We start from the raw sequence: 22,973 nt of genomic DNA, 5'->3' as shown, positions 1-22,973 counted from the left end.
AACCTTCAACTGGCCAGCTGGTGCATCGCCGGTACGTTCAGTTGCGCATATTCGCCGTGGGCCTGAACCGCGGTGACGTCACTGAAGGTGTGAAAGTCCAGGCTGTTGACCACAAGGTCCTGCACCAGCTCAGCGAAAATATCCATGGTTGGGGTGCTGAAGTAGGCGTTCATGGCCTGCTGGTTGACCCAAAAACCGGACACCAGCCACAACTCTGGATCGCACAGTGAATGCTGCAGGGCAAAATGCAGGCAACCGGGTGCCTGACGGGTCGGCTCGATCAGGCTGCTCAAACGCGCACCCAACTCCATCGAGCGTCCGGCGCGGGCCCGAACGAAGGCCATATGACTGGCGGGGATTTGCGTGGACATATTCGACTCTCCCAAGATAGCTCAATCAGCAGCCTTGAGACGGGCTGCGACAGGATCAAAGATTAAGCCCCCGGTGCATTGGCCGTTAGTCGATTCCTGCCGGCTTCTTGCACAATCCTGCGGCAGCGCTCCAGTGGCTTCGATTGATGAGGGCGCTCATGGCATGAGCGTGACAGTCATGTTTCAAGCAAGTTTTTCCACGCCAAACCCGTTGTATCTATTCTGATTTTTAACCCCAAGCAGAATCAGGCAAGTTTCATGCAGCAATTGCCTACCACCCTGCCTTACACAAACTTAAGCTGTGCCCATCCGAAAAGCCTCGCAGAGGATGCAACTCATGTCGTCGCTCGATCACACCCAAGCCCCGCTGGATGCCGACATGGAAAAGCAGCGCGCGGAACTGGCCACTATTATCAGTCGCAATACCGGTGAGGACGGCAACTATGCGACGGCCATCGGCTCGTTGTTTTTATCGCGGCATGGCTGCCCACACGATTTCGCACCGGGACTTGCGCAACCGGCGCTGTGCATCCTCGCCCAAGGGCGCAAGGAAGTGCGGCTGGCTGACGAATACTTCAACTATGACCCGCTCAATTACCTGGTGGTCTCGGTCTCGATGCCAGTGAGCGGCCGGGTGGTCGATGTTTCGCCAGAGCATCCGATACTGGCCCTGCGCCTGGATATCGACCCGGCAGAAATCACCGCGCTGATTGCCGATGCAGGTCCCTTGGGCGTGCCCACCCGGCCAACCGGGCGCGGCCTCTATGTAGAGCGACTCGATCAGCCGATGCTCGATGCAGTACTGCGCCTGACCCGTCTGCTCGACAGCCCGAAAGACATCGCCATGCTCGCGCCGCTGATTCGTCGGGAAATTCTCTATCGGCTATTGCGTAGCCATCAGGGCCATCGCCTGTATGAAATCGCCATAACCAACAGCCAGAGCCATCGGATCAGCCAGGCGATCAAATGGCTCAACGGCAATTATGAGCAGCCGTTGCGCATTGATGATCTGGCACGGGAAGTGAACCTCAGCGTGTCGACCCTGCATCATCGCTTCAAGGCAATGACCGCCATGAGTCCGCTGCAATACCAGAAGCAACTGCGCCTGCAAGAGGCGCGGCGCTTGATGCTGGCTGAAGGGCTGGATGCGTCGGCGGCGGGCTACCGGGTGGGCTATGAAAGCCCGTCACAATTCAGCCGTGAGTACAGCCGATTGTTTGGTGCCCCGCCGTTGCGGGATTTGGCGCGGTTGCGGCTGACTGTCTGACGGGCCTTGTGTCGCCTGCCCCGACGCCATCGCGAGCAAGCTCGCTCCTACAGTGGATCTGTGTCATGCACAGATTGTCTGCACGCCGCAGACCCCATGTAGGAGCGAGCTTGCTCGCGATGGGCTGCGCAGCAGCCCCATACACAACACTCAGCTACACCCCCAACACCCGACACGCCTCGGCCGGAATCGTCACTGACACCGGGTTGCCAATACTCAAGCCGAACCCCTGACACGGCGTACTCAGCGCCGTCAGCGAGACTCCGGAACACTCGACCGTGGTTTCAATCGTCGCACCAATATCGCGAACGAACGTCACCTTGCCGAGCAGGCGATTGCCCACTGCTGCCTGGGGTTGTGAGAGTTGCAGATCCTCGGGGCGCACCAACATTTTGATCTTCTCGCCGACCACGATACTGCTGCAAATCGGTACGTGAAGCGCATCCCCGCCCGGCAAACTTATCTGCCCATTGCCCAACGCCGTCGCAGGGAAAATATTTCCTGAGCCGATAAAGTCGGCAACGAACTCGTTGGCCGGATGCCGATAGATTTCGATCGGCGTACCGACCTGCTGCACCCGATGCTCACCCAAGACCACCACGATATCGGCCATGGTCATGGCTTCGCGCTGGTCATGGGTAACCATGATGGTGGTGATGTTCAGGCGTTGCTGCAGTTGGCGGATTTCCACCTGCATCGATTCGCGCAACTTGGCGTCCAGCGCCGACAGCGGTTCGTCGAGCAGAAGGATTTTCGGACGCGAGGCAATCGCCCGGGCAATCGCCACGCGCTGGCGCTGACCACCGGAGAGTTTCGACACCGGCCGATCAACCATTTCCTGCAACTGAATCAGTTGCAGCAACTCGGTTACCCGCGCCTGCTGATCAGCCTTGCTGACCCCGCGCAGTTTCAGCGGATAGGCAATGTTCTCGCCGACAGTCATGTGCGGGAACAACGCCAGGGACTGGAAGACCATCCCGAAGTTGCGCTGGTGCGCCGGGGTGTGGCCAATGTCTTCACCGTCCAGACGAATCTCGCCGCCAGACAGGGTTTCCAGCCCGGCGATCATCCGCAGCAAGGTGGTTTTGCCGCAGCCCGAAGGGCCGAGGAAACACACCAGTTTGCCCTCGGGCAAATGCAGATTGACGTCCTTTACCGCGCAGGCCGAGCCGTAGCGTTTCTCGACGTTTTCCAGAATAAGTCCAGTCATGTTGCACCTCAAATCAAAAGGAAACGCCACCTTCGCCGACTAACTTCTCCAACGCCCAGATCAGGACGAAGTCGATAAGCACTATCAGCACGGCAAACGAGAAAACGGTCGGGTCGAGCGACGAGACAGTACGGCTGTACATCCAGATCGGCACGGTCATTACGTCGATGGTGTAGAGGAAATAGGTCACGGTGAATTCGTTGAACGAGACGATGAAGGCCAGCAGCATCCCGGCAAGAATCCCGGATTTCATCAACGGCACCACCACATCGACAATCGCCCGTAGTGGTGAAGCACCGAGCATTTGCGCGGCCTCTTCGACTTCGCTGCCGATGGAAAGCATCGCCGCCGTGCAGTTTTTTACCACGAACGGCAACGCCAGGATGACGTGGGCAATCACCAGCCGTGAGGTGTTCATCTGGAACGGCAAGCTGTCGAATACCAGCAGCAACGCCAGCCCCAACACCACCATTGGGAACACCAAGGGCAAAGACATCAGCTGCAGCGCCACGGCCTTGCCGCGGAACTCGCAACGGGTCAGCGCATAGGCCGCCGGCACCGCGATCACGGTCGCAAACACCATGGTCAAACACGCCACCATCAAGCTGGTGGTCATGGCTTTGCCAAGGCTCAGCACATCGCTGGCGTCCGGCGAAACGAAGGTGTGCCAAGCGGCTCTGTACCATTGCAGGCTGTAGCTGCTGGGCGGGAAGTCCAGGTTCGACGCGCCGCTGAAGGACATGACGATCATGGTCAGGATTGGCAACACTGCCAGCAGCAGAATGAAGCCTGAAAGGACCCCGGCGAACCGCCCGGTGTCACCGGGCAGCAGCGACTGGCGCTTTTTGATTAGCGTGCTCATTGCGAAGCCTCCAGCATGCGCCGACGACGGCCAGTGATGTATTCGGAGAGGGTCATGATGGCCAGCGTGGTGACGATCAGCACCACCCCAGCGGCGGATGCAGCAGGCCAGTTCATCAGCGGCGCGATCTGGTCATGGACCATCACCGCGAGCATCGGCACTCGTCGACCGCCGAGCAGCAAAGGCACCACGAAGCTGCTGGCGTTGTAGGCAAACACCAGAGTCGCGCCGGTGATAATCCCCGGCAGGCTCATGGGCAATACCACTTGGCGGAACACCTGCAAGCGGCTGGCACCCAGGGTCGCGGCGGCTTCTTCGTAAGTGCGGGCAACGCCGCGCATGGCGCTGGCAATCGGCAGCACCGCCAACGGGAACGCAGTCTGCACCAGGCCCATCAACACGCCGTTCTGGTTGTACAACATCATGATTGGGCGCTTGATCAGGCCCAGGCCCATCAGTGCCTGATTGAGCATCCCGCCCGGCCCGAGAATCACCAGCCAGCCGTAGCTTTGCAGCAGCAGGTTGACCAGCAATGGCAACAGCACCGCGGCGAGAAATATCCGGCGCACAAAAGGTGAAGTCAGTCGCGACATGGTGTAGGCCACCGGGATCGCCAGCAGCACCGCGATCACCGCGCTGAACAAGGCCAGACGCAAGGTCAGCAGCAATGACTTCAGGTAATAGGGCTCCAGCAGTTGGGCGTAACTGGCCAGGCTGAAGCCGGTCCATTCCGCGCCCTTGGTACCCACGCTCATGCGCAGCACCAGCAGGCTGGCAGCAATCAGCACACCGAGAAACAGCATCGACGGCGAAAGGAAAAACCAGGCGCGCGCCGTGGGAGAAATACCGGAGGTCGGGCGCGGCACGACTGCGCCAACCGGGTGGGTCAGGGGTTGGTGTTCCATAGCAATGGTCTCGTCAATGGAAAGCAGCTGAGTGAACACGGGCTTTGAAACCACATTGGCCCCTTGTGGGAGCGAGCCTGCTCGCGATAGCGATCTGTCAGTCAACATCAATGGTGAATGTCAGTCCGCAATCGCGAGCAGGCTCGCTCCCACAGGGGATCTTCAGTGGTTGAAGATCCTGTGTTCGACACTCGGTCAGGAAGAAAAGATTTCCGTGTAACGACGAATCCACTGGTCATGCACCGTGGCCAGGAACGCGTTGTCGTGCATGATCGCTTTCTCGGCAATCTGCTCCGGCGTCAGGATGTACGGGCTCTTGCGCGCTTCGGCGGAGATGATGGCCTTGGCGTTGACCGGACCGTTGTAGATGTCTTCGGCCATCTTGCCCTGCACTACCGGGTCCAGAGAGTGGTCGATAAAGGCGTAGGCCAGATCGGTATCGCCAGGACGATTTTTTGGCATTACCGAGAGCATCAGGTCGGTGTAGAAGCCTTCCTTCATGCCGAAGGTGGCGCCCAGACCGTAGGCCGGATCCCGAATCTGTTTAGGGAAAAACGCCGGGGCGTAAAGACCGCCCATATCCAGCGAGCCAGTGCGGAACAACTCAGCGATCTGGTTAGGGTTTTCACCCAGAGTCACCACACGGTCCTTGAGTTCTGCGAGTTTCTTGAACCCAGGCTCAATGTTGTGTTCGTCACCACCGGCCAGTTTGGCGGCGATGATGATCAGGTCCATGGCCTCGGTCCAGTTCGGTGGCGGCAGGAAAATGTTCGGCGCCATGTCCTTGTCCCACAACGCGGCGTAGCTGTCCGGGGCTTCCTTCACAGTACGGGTGCTGTAGACCAGGCTGTTGCACCAGAGCAGGTAACCGATGCCGTGACCATTGGCACCGGTGCGGTATTTCTCCGGCACATCGACCAGGTTGGGAATGCGGTTCAGATCGGGTTTTTCCAGCAGACCGGCGGCCGCCAGGCCTTCAGCGCCGACACCAGCCAGGGTGATGATGTCGTATTGCGGGCGATCACCACCGGCCTTGAGTTTGGCGACCATTTCCGAGGTGCTGCCGGTACGGTCAGCGATGACCTTGGCGCCAGTCTTGGCTTCGAAGGTCGCGGCAATGTTGCGCAGCGCTGCCAGCCCGGTGTCATCCGACCAGGTCAGCAGGCGCAGGGTCTTGCCCTGAAAGCGCGTGTCGCTGGCATTGGCCCGGATAAACGGCATGCTCATGGCTGCCACGGCAACCGAAGCCACTCCTACGGTTTTGATGAATTGTCTTCTGTTCAGATCATGCTCGCCCATTACGGACTCCCTTGTTCTTGTAGGTATGAGTTGTAGGTATGAGGTTGGTCGCCTCAAAGCGGCCGGTGATCGATCTAGCGCCAGACCCCATTTATAAAGGGCCGTGGCTGAGTCAGCAGTTTCATCCTGAGGTCGCGCAGAACGCGCAACAATCGAAAGTTTGTCATTGAAGCCATGTGTCAAACGCATGCCTCGAAAGGAGGCATGCCTGGACCGTTTTCGGGCTGTCAGACGGCGCGAATCACGTGTTTGATTTCCTGAAACGCTTGCATGCCCCACGGTCCTAACTCGCGGCCGATACTGCTCTGCTTGTAACCTCCCCAAGCCGTCTGCGGGAAAATCACTTGTGGCGCGTTGATCCACACCAGCCCGGCCTGCAAGGCGTTGGCGACCCGCTCGGCGGCCTCGCTATCGCGGCTGACCACGCTGGCCACCAGACCGAACTCGCTGTCATTGGCCAGGTCGATCGCCTCTTCTTCGGTCGAGAAACTGCGCACACAAAGCACCGGACCAAAGATTTCTTCACACCACAACGCACTGTCGAGGGGCACTTCGGTGAAGATGGTTGGCCGCAAAAAATAACCTTTCGGCAGATTCGCTGGCCGCTCACCGCCGCACATCAACTTGGCGCCAGCACTCAGCCCGCGATCAATGTGGCCAAGCACCCGTTGGTATTGCGCCTGATTGACCAGTGCGCCCATCTCGACCTCCGGGTCAAACGGGTCAGCCACGCGAATTGATTCGGCGCGCGCCTTGAGGCGCAGCAAAAATTCGGCCGCCAGTTCATCGGCAACCAACACCCGGCTGGTCGCTGAGCACATCTGCCCGGCGTTGAAGAAGCCGCCGCCACTGGCCAACTCCACCGCCAGCTCGATATCGGCATCGGCCAGCACCAATAGCGAGGACTTGCCGCCCAGCTCCAGGCTCACACCCTTGACGGTTTCCGCCGCCCGTTGCATGACCTGAACGCCCACCGCATTGCTGCCGGTGAAGGAAATCTTCGCCACACGCGGATCGGCCGCCAGCGGTGCGCCGACCGCCAGGCCAGTACCGCAGACCAGGTTGAACACACCGTTGGGCAAGCCACTCTCGGCGATGATCGCGGCCAACTCCAGCTCTGGCAGCGGCGTGACTTCCGACGGTTTGAGTACCACGCAGCAACCAGCCGCCAACGCCGGAGCGAGTTTCCAGGCGGTGGTGACCATCGGGAAGTTCCACGGCACGATCAAACCAACAACGCCACAAGGCTCACGGCGCACACGGGCGGCGAAGTCTTCGCTCGGCAAATCCACGGCGCGGTCCTGCTGGGCATCCAGGGTTTCGGCCAGCCCTGCGTAGTACTCGAAGGTGGCAATCACGTCATCGACATCGATGCCCGCTTCAAACAGTGGTTTGCCGTTGTTGCTCGACTGCAACTGCATCAAGCGTTCACGGCGCGCCTGCACACCGCTGGCGATCTTGCGCAGCACTGCACCACGCTCGGCACCGCTGGTTTCGGCCCACTGCAAAAACGCAGCGCTGGCGGCATCTACCGCTTGATTGACCGCCTGTTCATCGCCGCCGCTCACCGTGGCCAAGGGTTCTTCCGTGGCCGGATTGATCACCTGCAAACGTTCGCTACCGGCGCACCATTGGCCGTCGATGTACAGGCCATTCAAGGTCGAAGAAATGCTCATGCCTGCACCGCCTTCATCCAGGTGGTCTGGTCGATTTCGATCAGGGTCGGACCTTGACGATCACTGGCTGCCCGCAATGCGGTGCGCAGTTGGTCGACACCGTTGATGGCTTCGGCAGCGCAACCCAGCGCCTTGGCCACACCGATGAAATCCGGGGTGTAGATATCCACGCCTACCGGCTCGATGGCGCGGTTGACCATGTATTTTTTAATCTCTTCGTAGCCCTGGTTGTTCCACAGCAGCACGATGATCGGCGTTTGCGCTTCCACCGCGCTGGCCAGTTCCGACAAGGTGAATTGCAGCCCGCCATCACCGATCAGACACACCACCGGGCCCCGCGCAGCGCGCTCGGAGCCACCACCGAGCCAGGCGCCAATGGCTGCCGGCAGGGCATAACCGAGGGTCCCGTAACCGGTGGACGAGTTGAACCAGCGGCGCGGTTGCTCAGGGTTGAACGTCAGGTTGCCGGTGTACACCGGTTGAGTCGAATCGCCGACAAATACCGCTTCCGGCAACTCGTGTAGAACGGTCTCAAGGAACAGGGTCTGGGCGCGGGTCGGTGCATCCCAAGTGGTCTCAAGCTCCGCACGCAACGTGGCTGCGCGGGCATGGCCCCAGTCGGAGCGACGCTCGGCGAGGGTGTGTCCGGCAAGCTCCGCCAGCAACGCTTGCGCCGCCGTTTGCGCGTCGGACACCAATGCTACCTGAGGCGGGTAGTTGCGTACGGTCTGATCCGGGTCGATGTCGACGCGCAACAAAGCGCCGGGAATCTCAAAGCCACCGGCAAAGGTGACGTCGTAATCGGTCTCGGCCAATTCGGTGCCGATCGCCAGCACCACGTCGGCATCCGCCACCAGCGCTCGGGTGGCGACCAGCGATTGAGTCGAACCGATCAACAGTGGATGACGCGAGGGCAGCATGCCCTTGGCATTAATGGTCAACGCCACTGGTGCGTCGAGCAGTTCGGCCAGCCGAGTGAGTTCGGCTGCCGCCTCAATGGCACCGCCACCTGCGAGGATCAACGGACGTTTGGCGGTGGCCAGCCATTGGCTCATTTGCGCGATGGCTGACGGCGCGGCACCGGCACGGGTGATGCTCACCGGCGTACTGGCGAGCAAGGCATCGGCGTTTTCGACCAACACGTCGAGGGGGATTTCGATATGCACCGGACGCGGACGCCCGGCCTGGAACAGGGCGAACGCCCGGGCCAGCACCCCCGGCAGTTCGGCGGCGGACATCAGCGTATGGGAAAACGCCGCCACCCCACCGACCAGCGCGCTCTGGTTCGGCAGCTCATGCAACTTGCCGCGTCCACCACCCAACTGGCTGCGCGACTGCACGCTGGAGATCACCAGCATCGGGATCGAGTCCGCATAGGCCTGGCCCATGGCGGTGGTGATGTTGGTCATGCCAGGGCCGGTGATGATGAAGCACACGCCCGGCTTGCCGCTGGTGCGGGCGTAGCCGTCGGCCATGAAACCGGCGCCCTGTTCGTGGCGTGGCGTGACGTGGTTGATGCTCGAGCGGGCCAACCCGCGATACAGCTCAACGGTGTGTACACCCGGGATGCCGAACACCTGCTCGACCCCATAACCTTCGAGTAACTTGACCAATACTTCGCCGCACGTCGCCATTTTCGCTGCCCTTCTTATTTGTTGAAACTGCACCCCGATGGCGTTTTCAGGCACGCGCCGGGGCACAAAGGTGACGCAATTGGACCCGTCGGCGTATAGCGGTGACAAACCAAAAATAGTCATACTAGGCATGTCCTCCACTCATGCCTGAGCACCCATGAAACGTCTTCCGCCCTTGCCCGCTCTGCATACCTTTATGATCACCGCCCAGTGCTGCAACTTCACTCGGGCGGCGGACTTGCTGCACATTACTCAAGGAGCGGTGAGCCGACAGATCGCCGGGCTGGAGAGCCATCTCGGTTACGCGTTGTTCCAGCGCCAGGCCCGAGGCCTGAGCCTGACCGCACAAGGACGTGAGTTGTATCCGCGCATTCAACAGGTCTTCAACCTGATCGACGAAGCCGTCGAACACGTCGGCGCCAAGCGCGAAGCTCTGCAACTCAAGGCGCCGACCTGCATGATGCGCTGGCTGCTGCCACGTCTGTTGCAGTGGCAAAAGGAACGCCCGGACGTGCCGGTGGAGCTGACCACTACCGTGCAACACGCCGTGGATTTTCGTCGCGAAGAGTTCGATGCGGCGGTGGTGTATGGCACGCCACCGAGCAACGGGGCCTTCCATCACCTGTTCGATGAACAGCTGACGCCGGTCTGCTCGCAGCAGTTGCTCAACGGAGCGGTACCGCTCAAGACTCACGCTGATCTGGAACAGCACATGCTGCTGCACCCGACTCGCGATGAACGGGATTGGGAAGCCTGGCTCAAAGCCGCTGAAGCAAAAGTCAGCAATATCGGCAAAGGGCAGCATTTCGATACATTGGACCTGGCGATGTCCGTCGCCTCTCAAGGGACGGGCGTGGCGATTGGTGATTGGTCGTTGATCGGCGAAGACCTGAGTGCCGGACGGCTGGTCATGCCATTTGAACTGAAAGTGCGCACCGGGCAGGCCTATTACCTGGTCTACCCGGAACGACCGGAGCCGTCGGCGCAGTTACGCGAATTGATGGATTGGTTGGTGGAACAGGCGCAAGAAAGGTGAGTGATTTGGGGTGTCAGTAAAATCCACCCCTCTCCCCAGCCCTCTCCCCAAAGGGGAGAGGGGGAAGGGAGCAGATCTATGTCGTTTTCAGAACCCGAGTTCGACTCGTAATCGCATGTCGCAGTAACTCGACCAAACAACTCGGTCAGTTCCCTCGCCCCTCTGGGGAGAGGGTTAGGGTGAGGGGTGGTTTTCGAACCAGACACCGTTTTGAGTAACACCCCCAACCCTTTACATTCTAATCAATACCCAACCGTAAACCGCTGGCGGGAATGCGCGGGGGTTTCAATCTCATCGATCATCGCTATCGCGTAGTCGGCAAAGGTGATCCAGCTCCTGCCTTGTGCACTCACCAGCAAATTATCCTTGCCCAGACGGAATGTCCCGGTGCGCTCACCTTCGACAAATTCCGCTGACGGCGAAAGGAAGCTCCAGTCCAGATCCTGCTCCTGACGCAAAGTGTCGAGGTACACGCCACCGGCGCTGGCCTCAGCCTTGTACTCGTCGGGAAAGCCCGGACTGTCGATGACTTTGCCGCCGGTTGGCAACAGCAGCGAACCAGCACCACCGACCACCAGCAGACGTTTGACCCCGGCCTTTTTCACCGGCCCGAGAATGGCGCTGACCGGGATCGTCGAGAAGTGCGCAGCGCTAATCACCACATCGTGCCCCGCCACGGCTGCTTGCAATGCAGCGGCGTCGGTGACGTCGACATCCTTGGCTACCACACCGGCACGCTTGCCGAGTTTTGCAGTATTGCGGGCGATGGCGGTGACGCTGTGACCGCGACGCAGGGCTTCTTCCAGCAGTTGGCTACCGGCACGGCCGGTGGCACCAATGATTGCGATCTTGCTCATGACGCTCTCCAGTACGGTAGATGTGGCGCAGCACGCCACGGGATCGATCAAGTAGACGGTGAGTCAGCTCACCACTTCATTTCGCCTTTGGCGACTTTGGCGCTCAGCTCCAGGGAGCTTTCTTCGCCGAGGTCCGGGTAACGTTTTTTCATCGAGGCAATCAGCTCGGCCGAGTTCTTGGCCTTGGCGGTTTCTTCATCGAAGGCTTTGATGTAGTCGGCGGTGAAGTGCACGGCAGCCACGGAGCGGGCACTCTCACCCAAGTAGTGACCCGGGATGAGGGTCTTGGGTTTCAGGCCATCAATGGTTTTCAATGTGCCGAGCCAATCAGTGTGGGACTGTGCGGTCTGGGTGTCGGCCATCCACACATGAATGTTTTCTGCCACCACTACACCGCCGACCACTGCCTTGATCGACGGGATCCAGACAAACGTGCGATCCGGCTGCTTGCCGTCGAGGCCGATGATCTCGAGCTTCTGCCCTTCCAGGGTCAGGCTGTGGCCCTTGAGCACTTGCGGCACGATGGTTTTCTGAGGAATGTCGGCACCCATTTTCGGGCCCCAGAACGCCAATTTCCCTTCAACGGTGGCCTTGATATGGTCAACGGTCGGCTTGGAAGCGAGGACCTTGGCGTTCGGGAATGCAGCGGTCAGGGTGTCGAGGCCGAAGTAGTAATCCGGGTCACCGTGGCTGATGTAGATGGTGGTCAGTTGCTTGCCGCTGGCGCGGATTTTCTCCACCACTTGCTCGGCCTGGGATTTGCCGAACTGCGCGTCCACCAGAATCGCTTCTTTCTGCCCACTGACCAGCACCGAAGTGACCGGGAAGATCGCCGCCGCGCCCGGGTTGTAGACGTCCAGGGTCAGCGTCGGTTCTGCCGCCGCTGCGTGAGCGACGAAACCCAAGGTCGCGGTGGCCAGCAAAACACGCTTGAGTGAAGAAAATCCGATCATATGTCGCTCCTGAGATCTGTTCGCCGTGGGTGACGATGGACAGAGCTTAGTTGCCTCACTCGCTACAAAAAATGCGATGCTTGAACATAGTTTGTTTCTGAAAGCGGGCAAATCATGGATCGTCTTCAAGCAATGCGGGTCTTCGTCACCGTAGTCGACCTCGGCAGTCAGTCGGCAGCCGCCGATCATCTGGACCTCTCGCGGCCGGTTGTTTCGCGGTATCTGGCGGAACTGGAAGATTGGGTCGGTGCGCGACTGATGCACCGCACCACCCGCAAACTGAGCCTGACCGCCGCCGGTAGCGAAACCCTGCCGCGCTGTCGGCAGATGCTCGATTTGTCGAACGATATGCAGGCTGCTGTGAGCGAGCCGGACGACGCGCCGCGAGGCTTGCTGCGGATCAGCGTCAGCACGTCATTCGGTCAGGCACAACTGGCCGACGCCGTGGCCGAGTACGTCAAACGCTACCCCGGTGTCAGCATCGACCTGCAGATGCTCGACCGCACGGTGAACCTGGTGGATGAGCGCATCGACCTGGCGATTCGCACCAGCAACGACCTGGACCCGAACCTGATTGCCCGCAAGCTAACCGTATGCCGCTCGGTAATCTGCGCCTCCCCCGAGTACCTGCGTCAGCACCCGACGCCGCAGCGGGTGGAAGAGCTTAGCCAGCACAATTGCCTGACCCACTCCTATTTCGGCAAAAGCCTTTGGCATTTCGAGCAGGATGGGGAACAGGTTTCGGTACCGGTGCAAGGCAACATCAGCGCCAACGAGGCCAGCACCCTGCTGCGCGCGACCATGGCCGGCGCCGGAATTTCGATGCTACCGAGCTATCAGGCGGGTGTGCATATCCACAGCGGTGAGTTGGTGCGCCTGCTGCCCGGTGCCGAGCCACGGCAAATGAACATGTACGCCGTTTACGCCTCACGCAAACACATGCCGGCGGCGTTGCGCAGCATGCTGGATTTTCTGGTGCTGAGGTTTCCGCAGGAACCGGAGTGGGATGTGGGGCTTTGAAGCAGCGGCAAGCTATAAGCCGCAAGCTCAAAGCGCCCTGCTTGAAGATTGGAGCTTGCAGCTGCACCTCTCTGACCTATGCTGATAGTAGTACCCTCTAACCAAGGGGTACTCGTTCAGAGGTCAACGCCATGAACATCAAAACCCGAAGATACCTCGCGATCTTCATCACCTGCGCCGCCTCGCTCGTGCTGTACGGAACCGCTGCCTACCGTGTCGAACAGGCCCGTCAGCAGCCACAGGCCGCATCGGCAAGCTGCAACTTCGAGCGCTGCATACCGCACAACGCGACCCTGAACGCGCTCAAATAACCAGAGCTTTACGCTTCGCTATCCTGATCGGCCTTCAACCTGTCCCGAAACGCTTTGGGAGATATCCCGACTCGCCGCCGAAACAAGCGTGTGAAGTTGGTCGGATCGGAGAACCCCAAGACGTCGGACATCTCGTAGATAGTCATGCTGGTGTAGGTCAGCAGTCGCTTGGCCTCCAGCAACTGACGCTCATGCATGATCTGCAAGGCCGGCTGGCCGGCCAGCTCACGGCAGGTGCCGTTGAGATGCGAGACGGAAATCCCCAGCTTGTGCGCCAGGTCCTCGACCTTCACATGCTCGCGATAATGTTCTTCGACCAACTGGATAAACCCATTGAGGTATTCCCGCGCACGTTGTGGTCGCAGGCTCGCGGTACGGCGCTGGATCACCTGCCGGCTGACCCACACCATGATCACGCTGACCAGCGAGTGCATGAGCATTTCCCGCGCGGGTTGGTGGCCCACGTACTCGCTTTGCAATGCGCAAAACAAACTGTTCAGGTAGTGGCTATCGTCACCTGCTGGATAGCTTTCGGCCACCGCCAGGGCATTCACCGAGTTTCCAAGCTGCACCTGAAGGTGGGCCACCAGCGGCGCGGCCAGGGTGACGACATAGCCCTCGATGTCTTCCGAAAAACGAAAACCATGCACTGACAATGGCGGAAGAATCTGGATCGCCGACTCGTCGAGCCGAGTGCGCTTGCCCTCTATCTCAAGTTCCGCGTGGCCCTTGTGGACAAACAGCAACTGACACAGATCGGCATGCCGGTGCGGTTTGATTTCCCATTGGTGCTCACGGCTGCGTTTGGAGATGGTTTCACAGTGCAGTAAATCCGGCGTCGGCCAGTCCAGGCTTTCGCCATAGAGCTTGAACACCGGAATAGAAGGAAGGGCAGGCTTGTTCATAACTGCAATCCAGGCCTCGGAGAGTTGGGCGATAATCGCACCGATTGGCGAAATGTACAGCTATCGGCTCAGTTTTCACCTTCATTTGACGGGTTCTCAAGCGAACAATGCAAGTACTCAGAACCCATTCACCGATTTGTTCGTGTGAAGCTTGCGAGCCATAAAAACAATGAAAATGCTGAAGACCCAAGTTGCCATTATCGGTGCCGGTCCGTCCGGCTTGTTGCTCGGCCAATTGCTGCATAACGCCGGTATCGACACCGTCATTCTCGAACGCCAATGCCCGGACTATGTATTGAACCGGATCCGCGCCGGGGTCCTGGAACAAGGCATGGTCGATCTGCTGCGCCAGGCCGGGGTCGGCCAGCGGATGGACGCAGAAGGTCTGGTCCATGGCGGTTTCGAACTGGCCTTCGACGGGCGCCAGGTGCACATCGATCTGCAAGCACTTACCGGTGGCAAGACCGTCATGATCTACGGCCAGACCGAGGTCACCCGCGACCTGATGGCCGCACGGCAAGCCGCGGGGGCAATGACACTGTATGAGACGAGCAACGTTCAGCCCCATGACATGAAAACCGATCGGCCTTACCTGACGTTTGAAAAGGACGGAGAAACCTGGCACCTGGACTGCGATTACATCGCCGGTTGCGACGGTTTTCATGGCATCGCACGGCAGTCGATCCCCAGTGAGTCGCTGAAGATTTTCGAGCGGGTCTACCCTTTCGGCTGGCTGGGCATCCTCGCCGACACGCCGCCGGTCCACGATGAACTGGTGTACGCCAGGCACGAACGCGGTTTTGCCTTGTGCAGCATGCGTTCGTCGACCCGCACCCGCTATTACCTGCAAGTACCGGCCGACGAGAAGGTCGAGGATTGGTCCGATCAACGCTTCTGGGATGAGTTGAAATCCCGCCTGCCGGAGGCCTTGGCCAACGATCTGGTGACCGGTCCATCCATCGAGAAAAGCATCGCGCCGCTGCGCAGTTTCGTGGTCGAACCCATGCAATACGGGCGGATGTTTCTGCTCGGAGACGCGGCACATATTGTCCCGCCCACCGGCGCCAAGGGGTTAAACCTGGCCGCCAGCGATGTCAGCACTTTGTTCAACATTTTCCTCAAGGTTTACCGCGAAGACCGCGTCGACTTGCTGGAGAAGTACTCCGAGATCTGTCTGCGACGGGTCTGGAAAGCCGAGCGTTTCTCCTGGTGGATGACCTCGATCCTGCACAACTTTCCTGATTCTGATGCCTTCAGCCAACGCATTGCGCAGACCGAGCTGGAGTATTTCGTCGGCTCCGAGGCGGGTCGAAAAACCATTGCAGAAAATTACGTCGGGCTTCCTTACGAGGCTATCGAGTAGGAACCTATCAAGTACACTAGCGGACATTCCCGCTTGCCCATTACTTGCGGGTCAACCACTGCCCGCAGGTTTCACCGTGACCAATCTCAATCAGCCCCCCAAACTGGCCATTCGCAGCGTGCTGATCGCCCTGATGCTGGCGATCTTCCTCGGTGCGCTGGACCAAACCATCGTCGCCGTGTCGATGCCGGCCATTTCGGCGCAGTTCAAGGATGTCAGCCTGCTGGCCTGGGTCATCTCCGGCTATATGGTGGCGATGACCGTTGCGGTGCCGATTTACGGCAAGCTCGGCGACCTTTATGGCCGTCGTCGGCTGATGCTGTTCGGCATGGGCTTGTTCACCCTGGCATCGGGGTTGTGCGGCATGGCCCAGAGCATGGAGCAGTTGGTGCTGGCGCGGATCCTCCAGGGCATCGGTGCCGGCGGGATGATTTCGGTGAGTCAGGCGATCATTGGCGACATCGTTCCGCCCCGCGAGCGTGGACGCTATCAAGGTTATTTCAGCAGCATGTATGCGGTGGCCAGTGTCGCCGGGCCCGTGCTCGGCGGTTACATGACCGAGTACCTGTCCTGGCGCTGGGTGTTTCTGATCAACCTGCCACTGGGCCTCGGCGCCTGGCTGGTGGCCAATCGCACGTTGGTCGGTTTGCCGGTGCCGCAGCGCAAACCGGTCATCGATTACCTCGGCACGATCCTGATGATCATCGGCCTGACCTCGCTGCTGCTGGGCATCACCGAAATTGGTCAGGGCCATCATTGGCTCGACAGCGACGTACTTGGTTTGCTAGCCGGTGCGGTAGTGGCGCTGACATTGTTTGTCTGGCATGAACTGCGGACGCGCGAACCCTTATTGCCAATGCACCTGTTCGCCAACCACAACGCAGTCCTCTGTTGGTGCACGATTTTCTTCACCAGCTTCCAGGCCATCTCGCTGATAGTACTGATGCCGTTGCGCTTTCAGAGTGTCACCGGCGCGGGTGCCGACAGTGCCGCGCTGCACCTGTTGCCTCTGGCTATCGGGTTGCCGATCGGCGCCTATTTCGCCGGGCGCCGGACCTCAGTGACCGGTCGCTACAAGCCGATGATTCTCACCGGTGCGCTGCTGACCCCTATCGCGATTCTCGGCATGGCGTTCAGCCCGCCGCAAGCGCTGATCCTCAGCAGTCTGTTTATGCTGCTGAGCGGTATCGCCTGCGGTATGCAGTTCCCGACCTCACTGGTGGGCACGCAAAATTCGGTGGAACAACGGGACATCGGCGTGGCGACCAGCACCACCAACCTGTTTCGCTCTCTGGGTGGTGCAATGGGTGTGGCATTGATGTCAGCGTTGCTGCTGGCCTTGCTGCAAGACGCAAGCTTCGCCCACCTGAGCGGCTCGACGCTGATTGCCGAGGGCAGCTCGGGAAATGTCCTGCTTGACGGTTTGAACGCTGCGTCAGGTCCGGCTCAGGATGCGTTGCGTGGGGAGTTGCTGCTGACCTTCCGGCATTTGCTGATGGTCAGCGCGGCGGTATCGCTGCTTGGGCTGGCTGCGGCGATCGCCATGCCGAATAGGGTGTTGCGGGGGCGGGAGGATAAGGTCAGATAGAGAGACCGCATCGCCTGCATCGCGAGCAAGCCCGCTCCCACATTAATTCTTCGGTGTGCACACAATTTGTGCCCAAAGCAGATCTGGTGTGGGAGCGGGCTTGCTCGCGATAGCAATCGGTCAATCACTGCTGGATCAAGAGCCGTAATACCCCCACCCACAAGATATTCAGCGAATCACCTCAAGGACGGCTGTTGATTTGCTGCTGCAAATTCTGGATCTGGCTTTGCAGAGTATTGATGTTACGCGTGACCTGGCCACGGAAAGCGTCGAACTCGGCGGTGCTGCTACCTCCCTGAGGTGCCGCAGGGCGGTTGTCCTGTTGGCTTTTGAGGACGATCATGTCCTGCTCCAGGCGCTCGATGGCGACACTCGGGTTGCCTTGTCTTTTCAACGCTGCGATGTCAGCGCTGAGACCTTTGAGTTCCGCCTCGACTTTACTGGTGTCGGCCGGTGCGCTTTTCAGGGCGGCCAGTTCGCTGCTCAGGGATTTCACCTGGGCTTGCAACTGGGCATTGGCGGATTGTTGTTCGGTGGTCTGCGCAGTCATTTGCGCCAGGCGCTTGTCCAGGTCAGTGGCCTGGCCTGCGACGCCTTGCTGTTGCTTGTTCTGCTCAACCAATTTGTTTTCAAGCTGCTTGATCTGCAACTTCAGCGCTTCACTGCCGTTGTTGACGCTGGACTCGCTGGCGACCACCTTGCCGGAAATAGCCTGCAAGCGCCCCGCTGCTTCCTCGCTGATACGCGCGAAACTTTCCTGGGTCGCGACCAGTTGCTGTTCCATCAACGAGATCTGCTGGAAGCTCCACCAGGCAAGACCCGCGAACGCAAAAAGCAACGCCCCGACCAATGCCCACAACGGACCGGTGCTCGGGCCTTTGACCTTAACCACGGGTGCGGGCCGCGAATGTACGCTGGTGCGCTCACGAGCAGCGGCGGTGGTCGGGAAGTCATCATCGTCCCCGGCGTTGGCTCGCAGGCTTGGAACATCATCGAAGTCGTCATTAGCATCATTACGCATGGACATGAGTCAACCTTTCTGAACCGCAGTGGTGGCTTAACGCCGCGAGTATAAACCGCTACGCGCAGCATTGATCGACCCCGAACCCCAAACTCGGTTCAGTGTTTATTTTCAGCGGATGTCCTGGGCCTTCCACCAACCACAGAATTCATCGAGGGCCGTCCACAAGCTGACCTTCGGCTCATAGTCCAGATAATGGCGGGCGCGAGTGATGTCCAGGGTGAAATTTTTGCTCATCACCTGCATGCCCAGGCGCGACAACGTCGGCTCTGGACGTCCCGGCCAGAGGTTGCAGAAACCTTCGTTCAGCGCCGCGATGCTGTAGGCCAAGCCGTAGGAACGGTAACGAGTCACTTGCGGGACTTCCATCTGGCGCATCACGTAGTTCACCACATCCCACAACGGCACCGGCGTACCGTTACTGATGTTGTAGGCCTTGCCCAGCGCCGAGCCGGTGGCCAGTAAACTGCTGAGCAAGGCTTCGTTGAGGTTCTGCACGCTGGTGAAGTCGACCTTGTTCAGGCCGTTACCCACAATGGCCAAGCGGCCTTTGCGCTGCATGTTCAGCAGCCGCGGGAAGATACTCATGTCACCGGCACCGGTGACGAACCGCGGTCGCAGGGCCAACACTTCGAGGCCGAACTCCTGGGCGCCGAAGACTTTTTGCTCGGCCAGGTATTTGGTGGCTGCGTAGGGATGTTTGAAGCGCTTGGGGACCTGTTCTTCCGTCAGCCCGAGATGATCACGACCATCGAAATAGATCGACGGTGACGACAGGTGCACCAGCCGCCTGACGTTCTGTTTCAGGCAGGCTTCGACCACATTCTCGGTGACCAGCACATTGCCCTGATGGAAATCCTGATAACGCCCCCACAGCCCCACCGCGCCAGCGCAGTGCACCACTGCGTCGACATCACGGCACAAGCCGCGAACCAGCTCCGGATCACTCAAGTCACCCTGAACAAATTCGGCACCACGACGCACCAAATGCTCGACACCCTCGGCCCGACGCCCGTTGACCCGCACGTCCAGGCCCTGCTCCAGGGCGAAACGCGAAAAACGCCCGCCAATGAAGCCGCTTGCGCCGGTGACCAGAATTTTCATGACTTGCTCCGATTTCTTTCGTTCTTCATGCGTATCGCACTGCGTATTACCTGAATCCCTGACGCTTTCCATTACTCCAACGGCACCAGCCATTGCTTTGAAGATCGTGCCAGATGCTCGGTCAACTGCCCGAGTAGTTGCCCGCCGTTGCGCCAATGATGCCAGTACAGCGGCACATCGATCGGCTTATCTGGCAAAAGCTCCACCAATATTCCGCGTGCCAACTGCTCGCGGACCTGCAATTCGGGCACCAACCCCCAGCCGAGTCCCGCCTCGGTCAGTCGAATAAAACCTTCGGATGACGGACACAAATGATGCTCAAAACCGCCGTCAACGCCCAATGAAGCCAGGTAGCGATGCTGGAGAAAGTCATCCGGGCCGAATACCAGAGCCGGTGTGCGCGCCAACTGTTCAGCCCGTACACCCTGAGGAAAATGTCGGGCGATGAAAGCCGGGCTGGCCAAGGCCCGATAACGCATGGCGCCCAGCAACAGGCTCCGCGCCCCGGCCACCGGCCGCTCACTGGCACACACGCAAGCCGCCACTTCACCCGCGCGCATGCGTTTGAGGCCGACGGTCTGGTCTTCCACCACCAGGTCGAGCAATAGATGCTGTTCGGCGCAAAAGTCACCCACCGCCTCTGCCCACCAGGTCGCCAGGCTGTCGGCGTTAAGGGCAATACGCAGACGTTCCGGCAAGCCTTCTTCATCCAGCGCTGGCACCAGCGTTTGCAGATCACGCTCAAGCAAACGCACTTGTTGCACATGGTTAAGCAGACGCCGGCCAATCTCAGTTGGCGCAGGCGGCGTGACCCGCACCAGCACCGGTTGGCCGACCCGCGCCTCCAGCAGTTTGATCCGCTGTGAGATGGCCGATTGCGATAAGCCCAGTACCTGAGCGGCACGTTCGAAGCCGGCCTGCTCAACCACCGCGGCGAGCGCTGACAGCAATTTATAGTCGAACATCAGTTTTCCTAATGGGCGATCAGCAATATTGGTTTTTCTTATACAGCTTCTGACTGGAGAATGAACAGCACGCTTCTTCGATCAAGGACATTTTTCATGGCTGGTGAAACCACTCTGGCAACCCTGCTGCGCAGCATGAGCCCGCAACTGAATGACGGCGAGTACGTGTTCTGCACACTCCGCGACGGCCATCTGCCCAAGGACTGTGAGGTCATCGGCAGCTTCCGCGAGCAGGAAGGTTTGACGGTCATTCTTGAGCGCGGGCAAGCCGAAACGGCCGGTTTCAGTTTCGATTATGTGGCGGCCTGGATCACCTTGAACGTGCACTCGGCACTGGAAGCCGTCGGCCTCACCGCTGCGTTCGCCAGCGCCTTGGGCCAGGCCGGGATCAGCTGCAACGTGATTGCCGGTTACTACCACGATCATTTGTTTGTCGGCCAGGCCGATGCCGAACGCGCCATGACGGTGCTGCGGCAATTGGCGGCGGGCGCGGAGTAAACCCTATGTGGCAAAGCTATGTGAACGGCCTGTTGGTCGCCGCGGGACTGATCATGGCGATCGGCACGCAAAACGCTTTCGTGCTGGCGCAAAGCCTGCGACGCGAGCATCACCTGCCAGTGGCCGCATTGTGCGTGACCTGCGATGCCTTGTTGGTCGCCGCCGGAGTCTTCGGGCTGGCGACCCTTCTGGCGCAGAATCCGTTGCTGCTGGCGATCGCCCGTTGGGGCGGCGCGGCCTTCCTGCTGTGGTACGGCAGCCTGGCGTTGCGCCGGGCGTGTTCCCGGCAAAGTCTGCAGCAGGCCGAAAACCAGACCGTGCGCTCACTCCGGGCGGTGATGCTCAGCGCGCTGGCAGTGACCCTGCTCAACCCCCATGTGTATCTGGACACCGTGCTGCTGATCGGCTCACTCGGGGCTCAACAGACCGTACCCGGCGCCTACGTGGTCGGCGCGGCCAGTGCCTCATTGCTGTGGTTCTTCACTCTGGCCCTGGGCGCCGCATGGCTCGCACCGTGGCTGGCACGCCCCAGCACCTGGCGAATCCTCGACCTGCTGGTGGCCATAATGATGTTCACTGTTGCCATTCAATTAATCATGGCGGCCTGATTTTTCCAAAAGGCTTATGGGGGAGCCCTCACTAAATGACAATCCGTCATTTAGTGAGGGCTCCCCCCTTCAAACCTCTATTCCACACAGTTGTTGCGTGGTTATGCCGCACCCCCGGTGCTATGATCCGACACCTGCGCCGCAAAGAGTACAAACTCCCCGGCGCTTGTCTGGCCGCCCGTGATCGGCCTTGCGCTCACCGCAACTGACCTGATTAGGAGAATCATCATGGCTTTCGAATTGCCGCCGCTGCCTTACGCACACGATGCCCTGCAGCCGCACATTTCCAAGGAAACGCTGGAATACCACCACGACAAGCACCACAACACCTATGTCGTGAACCTGAACAACCTGGTGCCAGGCACCGAGTTCGAAGGCAAGACCCTGGAAGAAATCGTCAAGACTTCCTCGGGCGGTATCTTCAACAACGCCGCTCAGGTCTGGAACCACACGTTCTACTGGAACTGCCTGGCGCCAAACGCCGGCGGTCAACCAACCGGCGCACTGGCTGAAGCCATCAACGCGGCTTTCGGTTCGTTCGACAAGTTCAAAGAAGAATTCAGCAAAACCTCTATCGGCACCTTCGGTTCCGGCTGGGGCTGGCTGGTGAAAAAGGCTGACGGTTCCCTGGGTCTGGCCAGCACCATCGGCGCCGGCAACCCGCTGACCAGCGGCGATCTCCCGCTGCTGACCTGCGATGTCTGGGAACACGCTTACTACATCGACTACCGCAACCTTCGTCCGAAGTATGTCGAAGCGTTCTGGAACCTGGTCAACTGGAAATTCGTGGCTGAGCAATTCGAAGGCAAGAAATTCGTCGCTTAAGTCCGTTTGCAGTACAAAAAACCCGGCATTGCCGGGTTTTTTTATGGGTTTTTGGAATGCTGGATGGCGGCGACTGGCTTCTTTGTCGGAGTACATATCCATTACCGCAGAAACGGATGTGTACACCGACCAAAAGCCAAGATCAAAAGATCGTCCGAACGCGGCCCGAACCTGCGGCAGCTCCTACAGATTTTGCGGACACCTGATAGTTTACGGGGGTATGGAGTCGGGGCAGGAGCTGCCGCAGGCTGCGATTTTGACCATCTGGCACGTGCCGAAAGTCTCTGATTTACGTCGAGGTACTGTGCATTTCTCAGGCTTTGGCTTTTGATTTTGATTTTGATCTACCCGCCCCTTCGGCAGGCCGAGTGGTGGCGTTCATCAGGGGATTGCGCGTAGCGCCCTCGGCGCAGCCGAGGACATCGCATGGAGGTCGTAGCGAAGCAGACCGGAGGGCGATGCCCCCTGATGGACTCCAACGCGAGGGAACACGGAGCCTTAGCGACGTGCCGTACGCTCGGGGCGAAGACCTTTGGTTACTTTGGGGCGTTTGCCAAAGTGACCTGCCGTAATTGGATGGACTCGCCCGCGCCGAGGCGTCAATGCGCCACGGGGGCAGTCTAAGAAGCCACCGACAGCGAGGGCGAATCCATGAAAAAGAATACGACGGTTAAACAGTCCCTGTCTTCAACCGA

The 22,973-nt window shown here is 59.6% G+C and carries 22 protein-coding genes; 9 read left to right on the top strand and 13 right to left on the bottom strand.

Features of this window, described 5'->3' with window-relative positions; translation table 11 throughout:
* Nucleotides 1-5 precede the first annotated feature (5 nt).
* Nucleotides 6-371 carry a putative quinol monooxygenase gene (locus ACZYSM_RS17725; RefSeq protein WP_489072994.1) on the bottom strand — a complete coding sequence of 122 codons (366 nt, stop codon included), beginning with the start codon at nt 369-371 and terminating at the stop codon, nt 6-8.
* A 337-nt stretch (nt 372-708) separates the two neighbouring features.
* On the opposite strand from ACZYSM_RS17725, the gene ACZYSM_RS17720 reads away from it, so the two are divergent.
* A complete protein-coding gene (locus ACZYSM_RS17720) occupies nt 709-1,638 on the top strand; it encodes an AraC family transcriptional regulator (RefSeq protein WP_489072992.1) in 930 nt (309 codons plus the stop codon).
* A 154-nt stretch (nt 1,639-1,792) separates the two neighbouring features.
* Here the strand turns inward: ACZYSM_RS17720 and ACZYSM_RS17715 are convergent, their stop codons facing one another.
* The 6 genes from ACZYSM_RS17715 to ACZYSM_RS17690 form a co-directional block, all read right to left on the bottom strand.
* Nucleotides 1,793-2,848, bottom strand: coding sequence for an ABC transporter ATP-binding protein (locus ACZYSM_RS17715; protein ID WP_489072990.1), 1,056 nt, complete (start codon nt 2,846-2,848; stop codon nt 1,793-1,795).
* A gap of 13 nt (nt 2,849-2,861) precedes the next feature.
* Nucleotides 2,862-3,710 carry an ABC transporter permease gene (locus tag ACZYSM_RS17710; protein WP_489072988.1) on the bottom strand — a complete coding sequence of 283 codons (849 nt, stop codon included), beginning with the start codon at nt 3,708-3,710 and terminating at the stop codon, nt 2,862-2,864.
* Nucleotides 3,707-4,615, bottom strand: coding sequence for an ABC transporter permease (locus ACZYSM_RS17705; RefSeq protein WP_489072986.1), 909 nt, complete (start codon nt 4,613-4,615; stop codon nt 3,707-3,709). The genes ACZYSM_RS17710 and ACZYSM_RS17705 overlap by 4 nt, the downstream gene beginning before the upstream one ends.
* A gap of 195 nt (nt 4,616-4,810) precedes the next feature.
* On the bottom strand, nt 4,811-5,914 hold the full coding sequence (locus ACZYSM_RS17700; protein ID WP_489072984.1) for an ABC transporter substrate-binding protein: 1,104 nt from the start codon (nt 5,912-5,914) through the stop codon (nt 4,811-4,813).
* 227 nt (nt 5,915-6,141) lie between these two features.
* Nucleotides 6,142-7,590: an aldehyde dehydrogenase family protein gene (locus ACZYSM_RS17695; protein WP_489072982.1), complete on the bottom strand. Its 1,449-nt coding sequence runs from the start codon at nt 7,588-7,590 to the stop codon at nt 6,142-6,144.
* Entirely contained in the window at nt 7,587-9,224 is a 1,638-nt protein-coding gene (locus ACZYSM_RS17690) for a 5-guanidino-2-oxopentanoate decarboxylase (protein ID WP_489073119.1), read from the bottom strand. Before ACZYSM_RS17690 ends, ACZYSM_RS17695 begins: the two co-directional genes overlap by 4 nt.
* A 157-nt stretch (nt 9,225-9,381) precedes the next feature.
* On the opposite strand from ACZYSM_RS17690, the gene ACZYSM_RS17685 reads away from it, so the two are divergent.
* A complete protein-coding gene (locus tag ACZYSM_RS17685) occupies nt 9,382-10,260 on the top strand; it encodes a LysR substrate-binding domain-containing protein (protein WP_489072980.1) in 879 nt (292 codons plus the stop codon).
* Between the two features lie 242 nt (nt 10,261-10,502).
* On the opposite strand, the gene ACZYSM_RS17680 is transcribed toward ACZYSM_RS17685, so the two are convergent.
* Both ACZYSM_RS17680 and ACZYSM_RS17675 read right to left on the bottom strand, forming a co-directional pair.
* Complete coding sequence (locus ACZYSM_RS17680) at nt 10,503-11,117, bottom strand: NAD(P)-dependent oxidoreductase (protein ID WP_489072978.1); 615 nt, start codon at nt 11,115-11,117, stop codon at nt 10,503-10,505.
* A 68-nt stretch (nt 11,118-11,185) separates the two neighbouring features.
* Nucleotides 11,186-12,070, bottom strand: coding sequence for an MBL fold metallo-hydrolase (locus ACZYSM_RS17675; protein WP_489072976.1), 885 nt, complete (start codon nt 12,068-12,070; stop codon nt 11,186-11,188).
* Between the two features lie 114 nt (nt 12,071-12,184).
* Between ACZYSM_RS17675 and ACZYSM_RS17670 the strand changes: the two genes are divergently transcribed.
* Nucleotides 12,185-13,090 carry a LysR family transcriptional regulator gene (locus tag ACZYSM_RS17670; protein WP_489072974.1) on the top strand — a complete coding sequence of 302 codons (906 nt, stop codon included), beginning with the start codon at nt 12,185-12,187 and terminating at the stop codon, nt 13,088-13,090.
* Nucleotides 13,091-13,221: 131 nt separating this feature from the next.
* Nucleotides 13,222-13,401 carry a hypothetical protein gene (locus ACZYSM_RS17665; RefSeq protein ID WP_489072972.1) on the top strand — a complete coding sequence of 60 codons (180 nt, stop codon included), beginning with the start codon at nt 13,222-13,224 and terminating at the stop codon, nt 13,399-13,401.
* A gap of 8 nt (nt 13,402-13,409) precedes the next feature.
* On the opposite strand, the gene ACZYSM_RS17660 is transcribed toward ACZYSM_RS17665, so the two are convergent.
* The gene (locus ACZYSM_RS17660) at nt 13,410-14,306 is read right to left on the bottom strand and encodes a helix-turn-helix domain-containing protein (RefSeq protein WP_489072970.1); all 897 of its coding nucleotides are present in this window, start codon (nt 14,304-14,306) and stop codon (nt 13,410-13,412) included.
* Nucleotides 14,307-14,484: 178 nt separating this feature from the next.
* Here ACZYSM_RS17660 and pobA point away from each other — a divergent pair, with 178 nt between their 5' ends.
* A complete protein-coding gene (pobA, locus tag ACZYSM_RS17655; RefSeq protein WP_489073117.1) occupies nt 14,485-15,669 on the top strand; it encodes a 4-hydroxybenzoate 3-monooxygenase in 1,185 nt (394 codons plus the stop codon).
* Between the two features lie 76 nt (nt 15,670-15,745).
* Nucleotides 15,746-17,257 carry an MDR family MFS transporter gene (locus ACZYSM_RS17650; protein ID WP_489072968.1) on the top strand — a complete coding sequence of 504 codons (1,512 nt, stop codon included), beginning with the start codon at nt 15,746-15,748 and terminating at the stop codon, nt 17,255-17,257.
* A gap of 181 nt (nt 17,258-17,438) precedes the next feature.
* On the opposite strand, the gene ACZYSM_RS17645 is transcribed toward ACZYSM_RS17650, so the two are convergent.
* From ACZYSM_RS17645 to ACZYSM_RS17635, 3 genes are all read right to left on the bottom strand, one after another.
* Nucleotides 17,439-18,278, bottom strand: coding sequence for an ATPase (locus tag ACZYSM_RS17645; protein ID WP_489073115.1), 840 nt, complete (start codon nt 18,276-18,278; stop codon nt 17,439-17,441).
* A gap of 111 nt (nt 18,279-18,389) precedes the next feature.
* Nucleotides 18,390-19,382 carry an NAD-dependent epimerase/dehydratase family protein gene (locus ACZYSM_RS17640; protein ID WP_489072966.1) on the bottom strand — a complete coding sequence of 331 codons (993 nt, stop codon included), beginning with the start codon at nt 19,380-19,382 and terminating at the stop codon, nt 18,390-18,392.
* A gap of 71 nt (nt 19,383-19,453) precedes the next feature.
* A complete protein-coding gene (locus ACZYSM_RS17635) occupies nt 19,454-20,347 on the bottom strand; it encodes a LysR family transcriptional regulator ArgP (RefSeq protein ID WP_489072964.1) in 894 nt (297 codons plus the stop codon).
* Nucleotides 20,348-20,443: 96 nt separating this feature from the next.
* Between ACZYSM_RS17635 and ACZYSM_RS17630 the strand changes: the two genes are divergently transcribed.
* The 3 genes from ACZYSM_RS17630 to ACZYSM_RS17620 all read left to right on the top strand — a co-directional run bounded on the left by ACZYSM_RS17630 (nt 20,444) and on the right by ACZYSM_RS17620 (nt 22,278).
* Nucleotides 20,444-20,845 carry an ACT domain-containing protein gene (locus ACZYSM_RS17630; protein ID WP_489072962.1) on the top strand — a complete coding sequence of 134 codons (402 nt, stop codon included), beginning with the start codon at nt 20,444-20,446 and terminating at the stop codon, nt 20,843-20,845.
* A 5-nt stretch (nt 20,846-20,850) separates the two neighbouring features.
* Nucleotides 20,851-21,453 (top strand): LysE/ArgO family amino acid transporter, encoded by a 603-nt coding sequence (locus ACZYSM_RS17625; protein ID WP_489072960.1) that lies wholly within the window; start codon nt 20,851-20,853, stop codon nt 21,451-21,453.
* 228 nt (nt 21,454-21,681) lie between these two features.
* A complete protein-coding gene (locus ACZYSM_RS17620; RefSeq protein WP_489072958.1) occupies nt 21,682-22,278 on the top strand; it encodes a superoxide dismutase in 597 nt (198 codons plus the stop codon).
* Nucleotides 22,279-22,973: the final 695 nt, after the last annotated feature.

The sequence above is a fragment of the Pseudomonas sp. F220 genome (assembly GCF_057813935.1).
The sequence above is the reverse complement of the archived record's forward strand: the minus strand, read 5'-3'. Positions and strand labels throughout refer to the sequence as shown.

What these genes read in the sequence shown, in the direction of transcription:
- ACZYSM_RS17725 (WP_489072994.1), bottom strand. Translation starts at nt 371, where the DNA reads ATGTCCACGCAAATCCCCGCCAGTCATATGGCCTTCGTTCGGGCCCGC.
- ACZYSM_RS17720 (WP_489072992.1), top strand. Translation starts at nt 709, where the DNA reads ATGTCGTCGCTCGATCACACCCAAGCCCCGCTGGATGCCGACATGGAA.
- ACZYSM_RS17715 (WP_489072990.1), bottom strand. Translation starts at nt 2,848, where the DNA reads ATGACTGGACTTATTCTGGAAAACGTCGAGAAACGCTACGGCTCGGCC.
- ACZYSM_RS17710 (WP_489072988.1), bottom strand. Translation starts at nt 3,710, where the DNA reads ATGAGCACGCTAATCAAAAAGCGCCAGTCGCTGCTGCCCGGTGACACC.
- ACZYSM_RS17705 (WP_489072986.1), bottom strand. Translation starts at nt 4,615, where the DNA reads ATGGAACACCAACCCCTGACCCACCCGGTTGGCGCAGTCGTGCCGCGC.
- ACZYSM_RS17700 (WP_489072984.1), bottom strand. Translation starts at nt 5,914, where the DNA reads ATGGGCGAGCATGATCTGAACAGAAGACAATTCATCAAAACCGTAGGA.
- ACZYSM_RS17695 (WP_489072982.1), bottom strand. Translation starts at nt 7,590, where the DNA reads ATGAGCATTTCTTCGACCTTGAATGGCCTGTACATCGACGGCCAATGG.
- ACZYSM_RS17690 (WP_489073119.1), bottom strand. Translation starts at nt 9,224, where the DNA reads ATGGCGACGTGCGGCGAAGTATTGGTCAAGTTACTCGAAGGTTATGGG.
- ACZYSM_RS17685 (WP_489072980.1), top strand. Translation starts at nt 9,382, where the DNA reads ATGAAACGTCTTCCGCCCTTGCCCGCTCTGCATACCTTTATGATCACC.
- ACZYSM_RS17680 (WP_489072978.1), bottom strand. Translation starts at nt 11,117, where the DNA reads ATGAGCAAGATCGCAATCATTGGTGCCACCGGCCGTGCCGGTAGCCAA.
- ACZYSM_RS17675 (WP_489072976.1), bottom strand. Translation starts at nt 12,070, where the DNA reads ATGATCGGATTTTCTTCACTCAAGCGTGTTTTGCTGGCCACCGCGACC.
- ACZYSM_RS17670 (WP_489072974.1), top strand. Translation starts at nt 12,185, where the DNA reads ATGGATCGTCTTCAAGCAATGCGGGTCTTCGTCACCGTAGTCGACCTC.
- ACZYSM_RS17665 (WP_489072972.1), top strand. Translation starts at nt 13,222, where the DNA reads ATGAACATCAAAACCCGAAGATACCTCGCGATCTTCATCACCTGCGCC.
- ACZYSM_RS17660 (WP_489072970.1), bottom strand. Translation starts at nt 14,306, where the DNA reads ATGAACAAGCCTGCCCTTCCTTCTATTCCGGTGTTCAAGCTCTATGGC.
- ACZYSM_RS17645 (WP_489073115.1), bottom strand. Translation starts at nt 18,278, where the DNA reads ATGCGTAATGATGCTAATGACGACTTCGATGATGTTCCAAGCCTGCGA.
- ACZYSM_RS17640 (WP_489072966.1), bottom strand. Translation starts at nt 19,382, where the DNA reads ATGAAAATTCTGGTCACCGGCGCAAGCGGCTTCATTGGCGGGCGTTTT.
- ACZYSM_RS17635 (WP_489072964.1), bottom strand. Translation starts at nt 20,347, where the DNA reads ATGTTCGACTATAAATTGCTGTCAGCGCTCGCCGCGGTGGTTGAGCAG.
- ACZYSM_RS17630 (WP_489072962.1), top strand. Translation starts at nt 20,444, where the DNA reads ATGGCTGGTGAAACCACTCTGGCAACCCTGCTGCGCAGCATGAGCCCG.
- ACZYSM_RS17625 (WP_489072960.1), top strand. Translation starts at nt 20,851, where the DNA reads ATGTGGCAAAGCTATGTGAACGGCCTGTTGGTCGCCGCGGGACTGATC.
- ACZYSM_RS17620 (WP_489072958.1), top strand. Translation starts at nt 21,682, where the DNA reads ATGGCTTTCGAATTGCCGCCGCTGCCTTACGCACACGATGCCCTGCAG.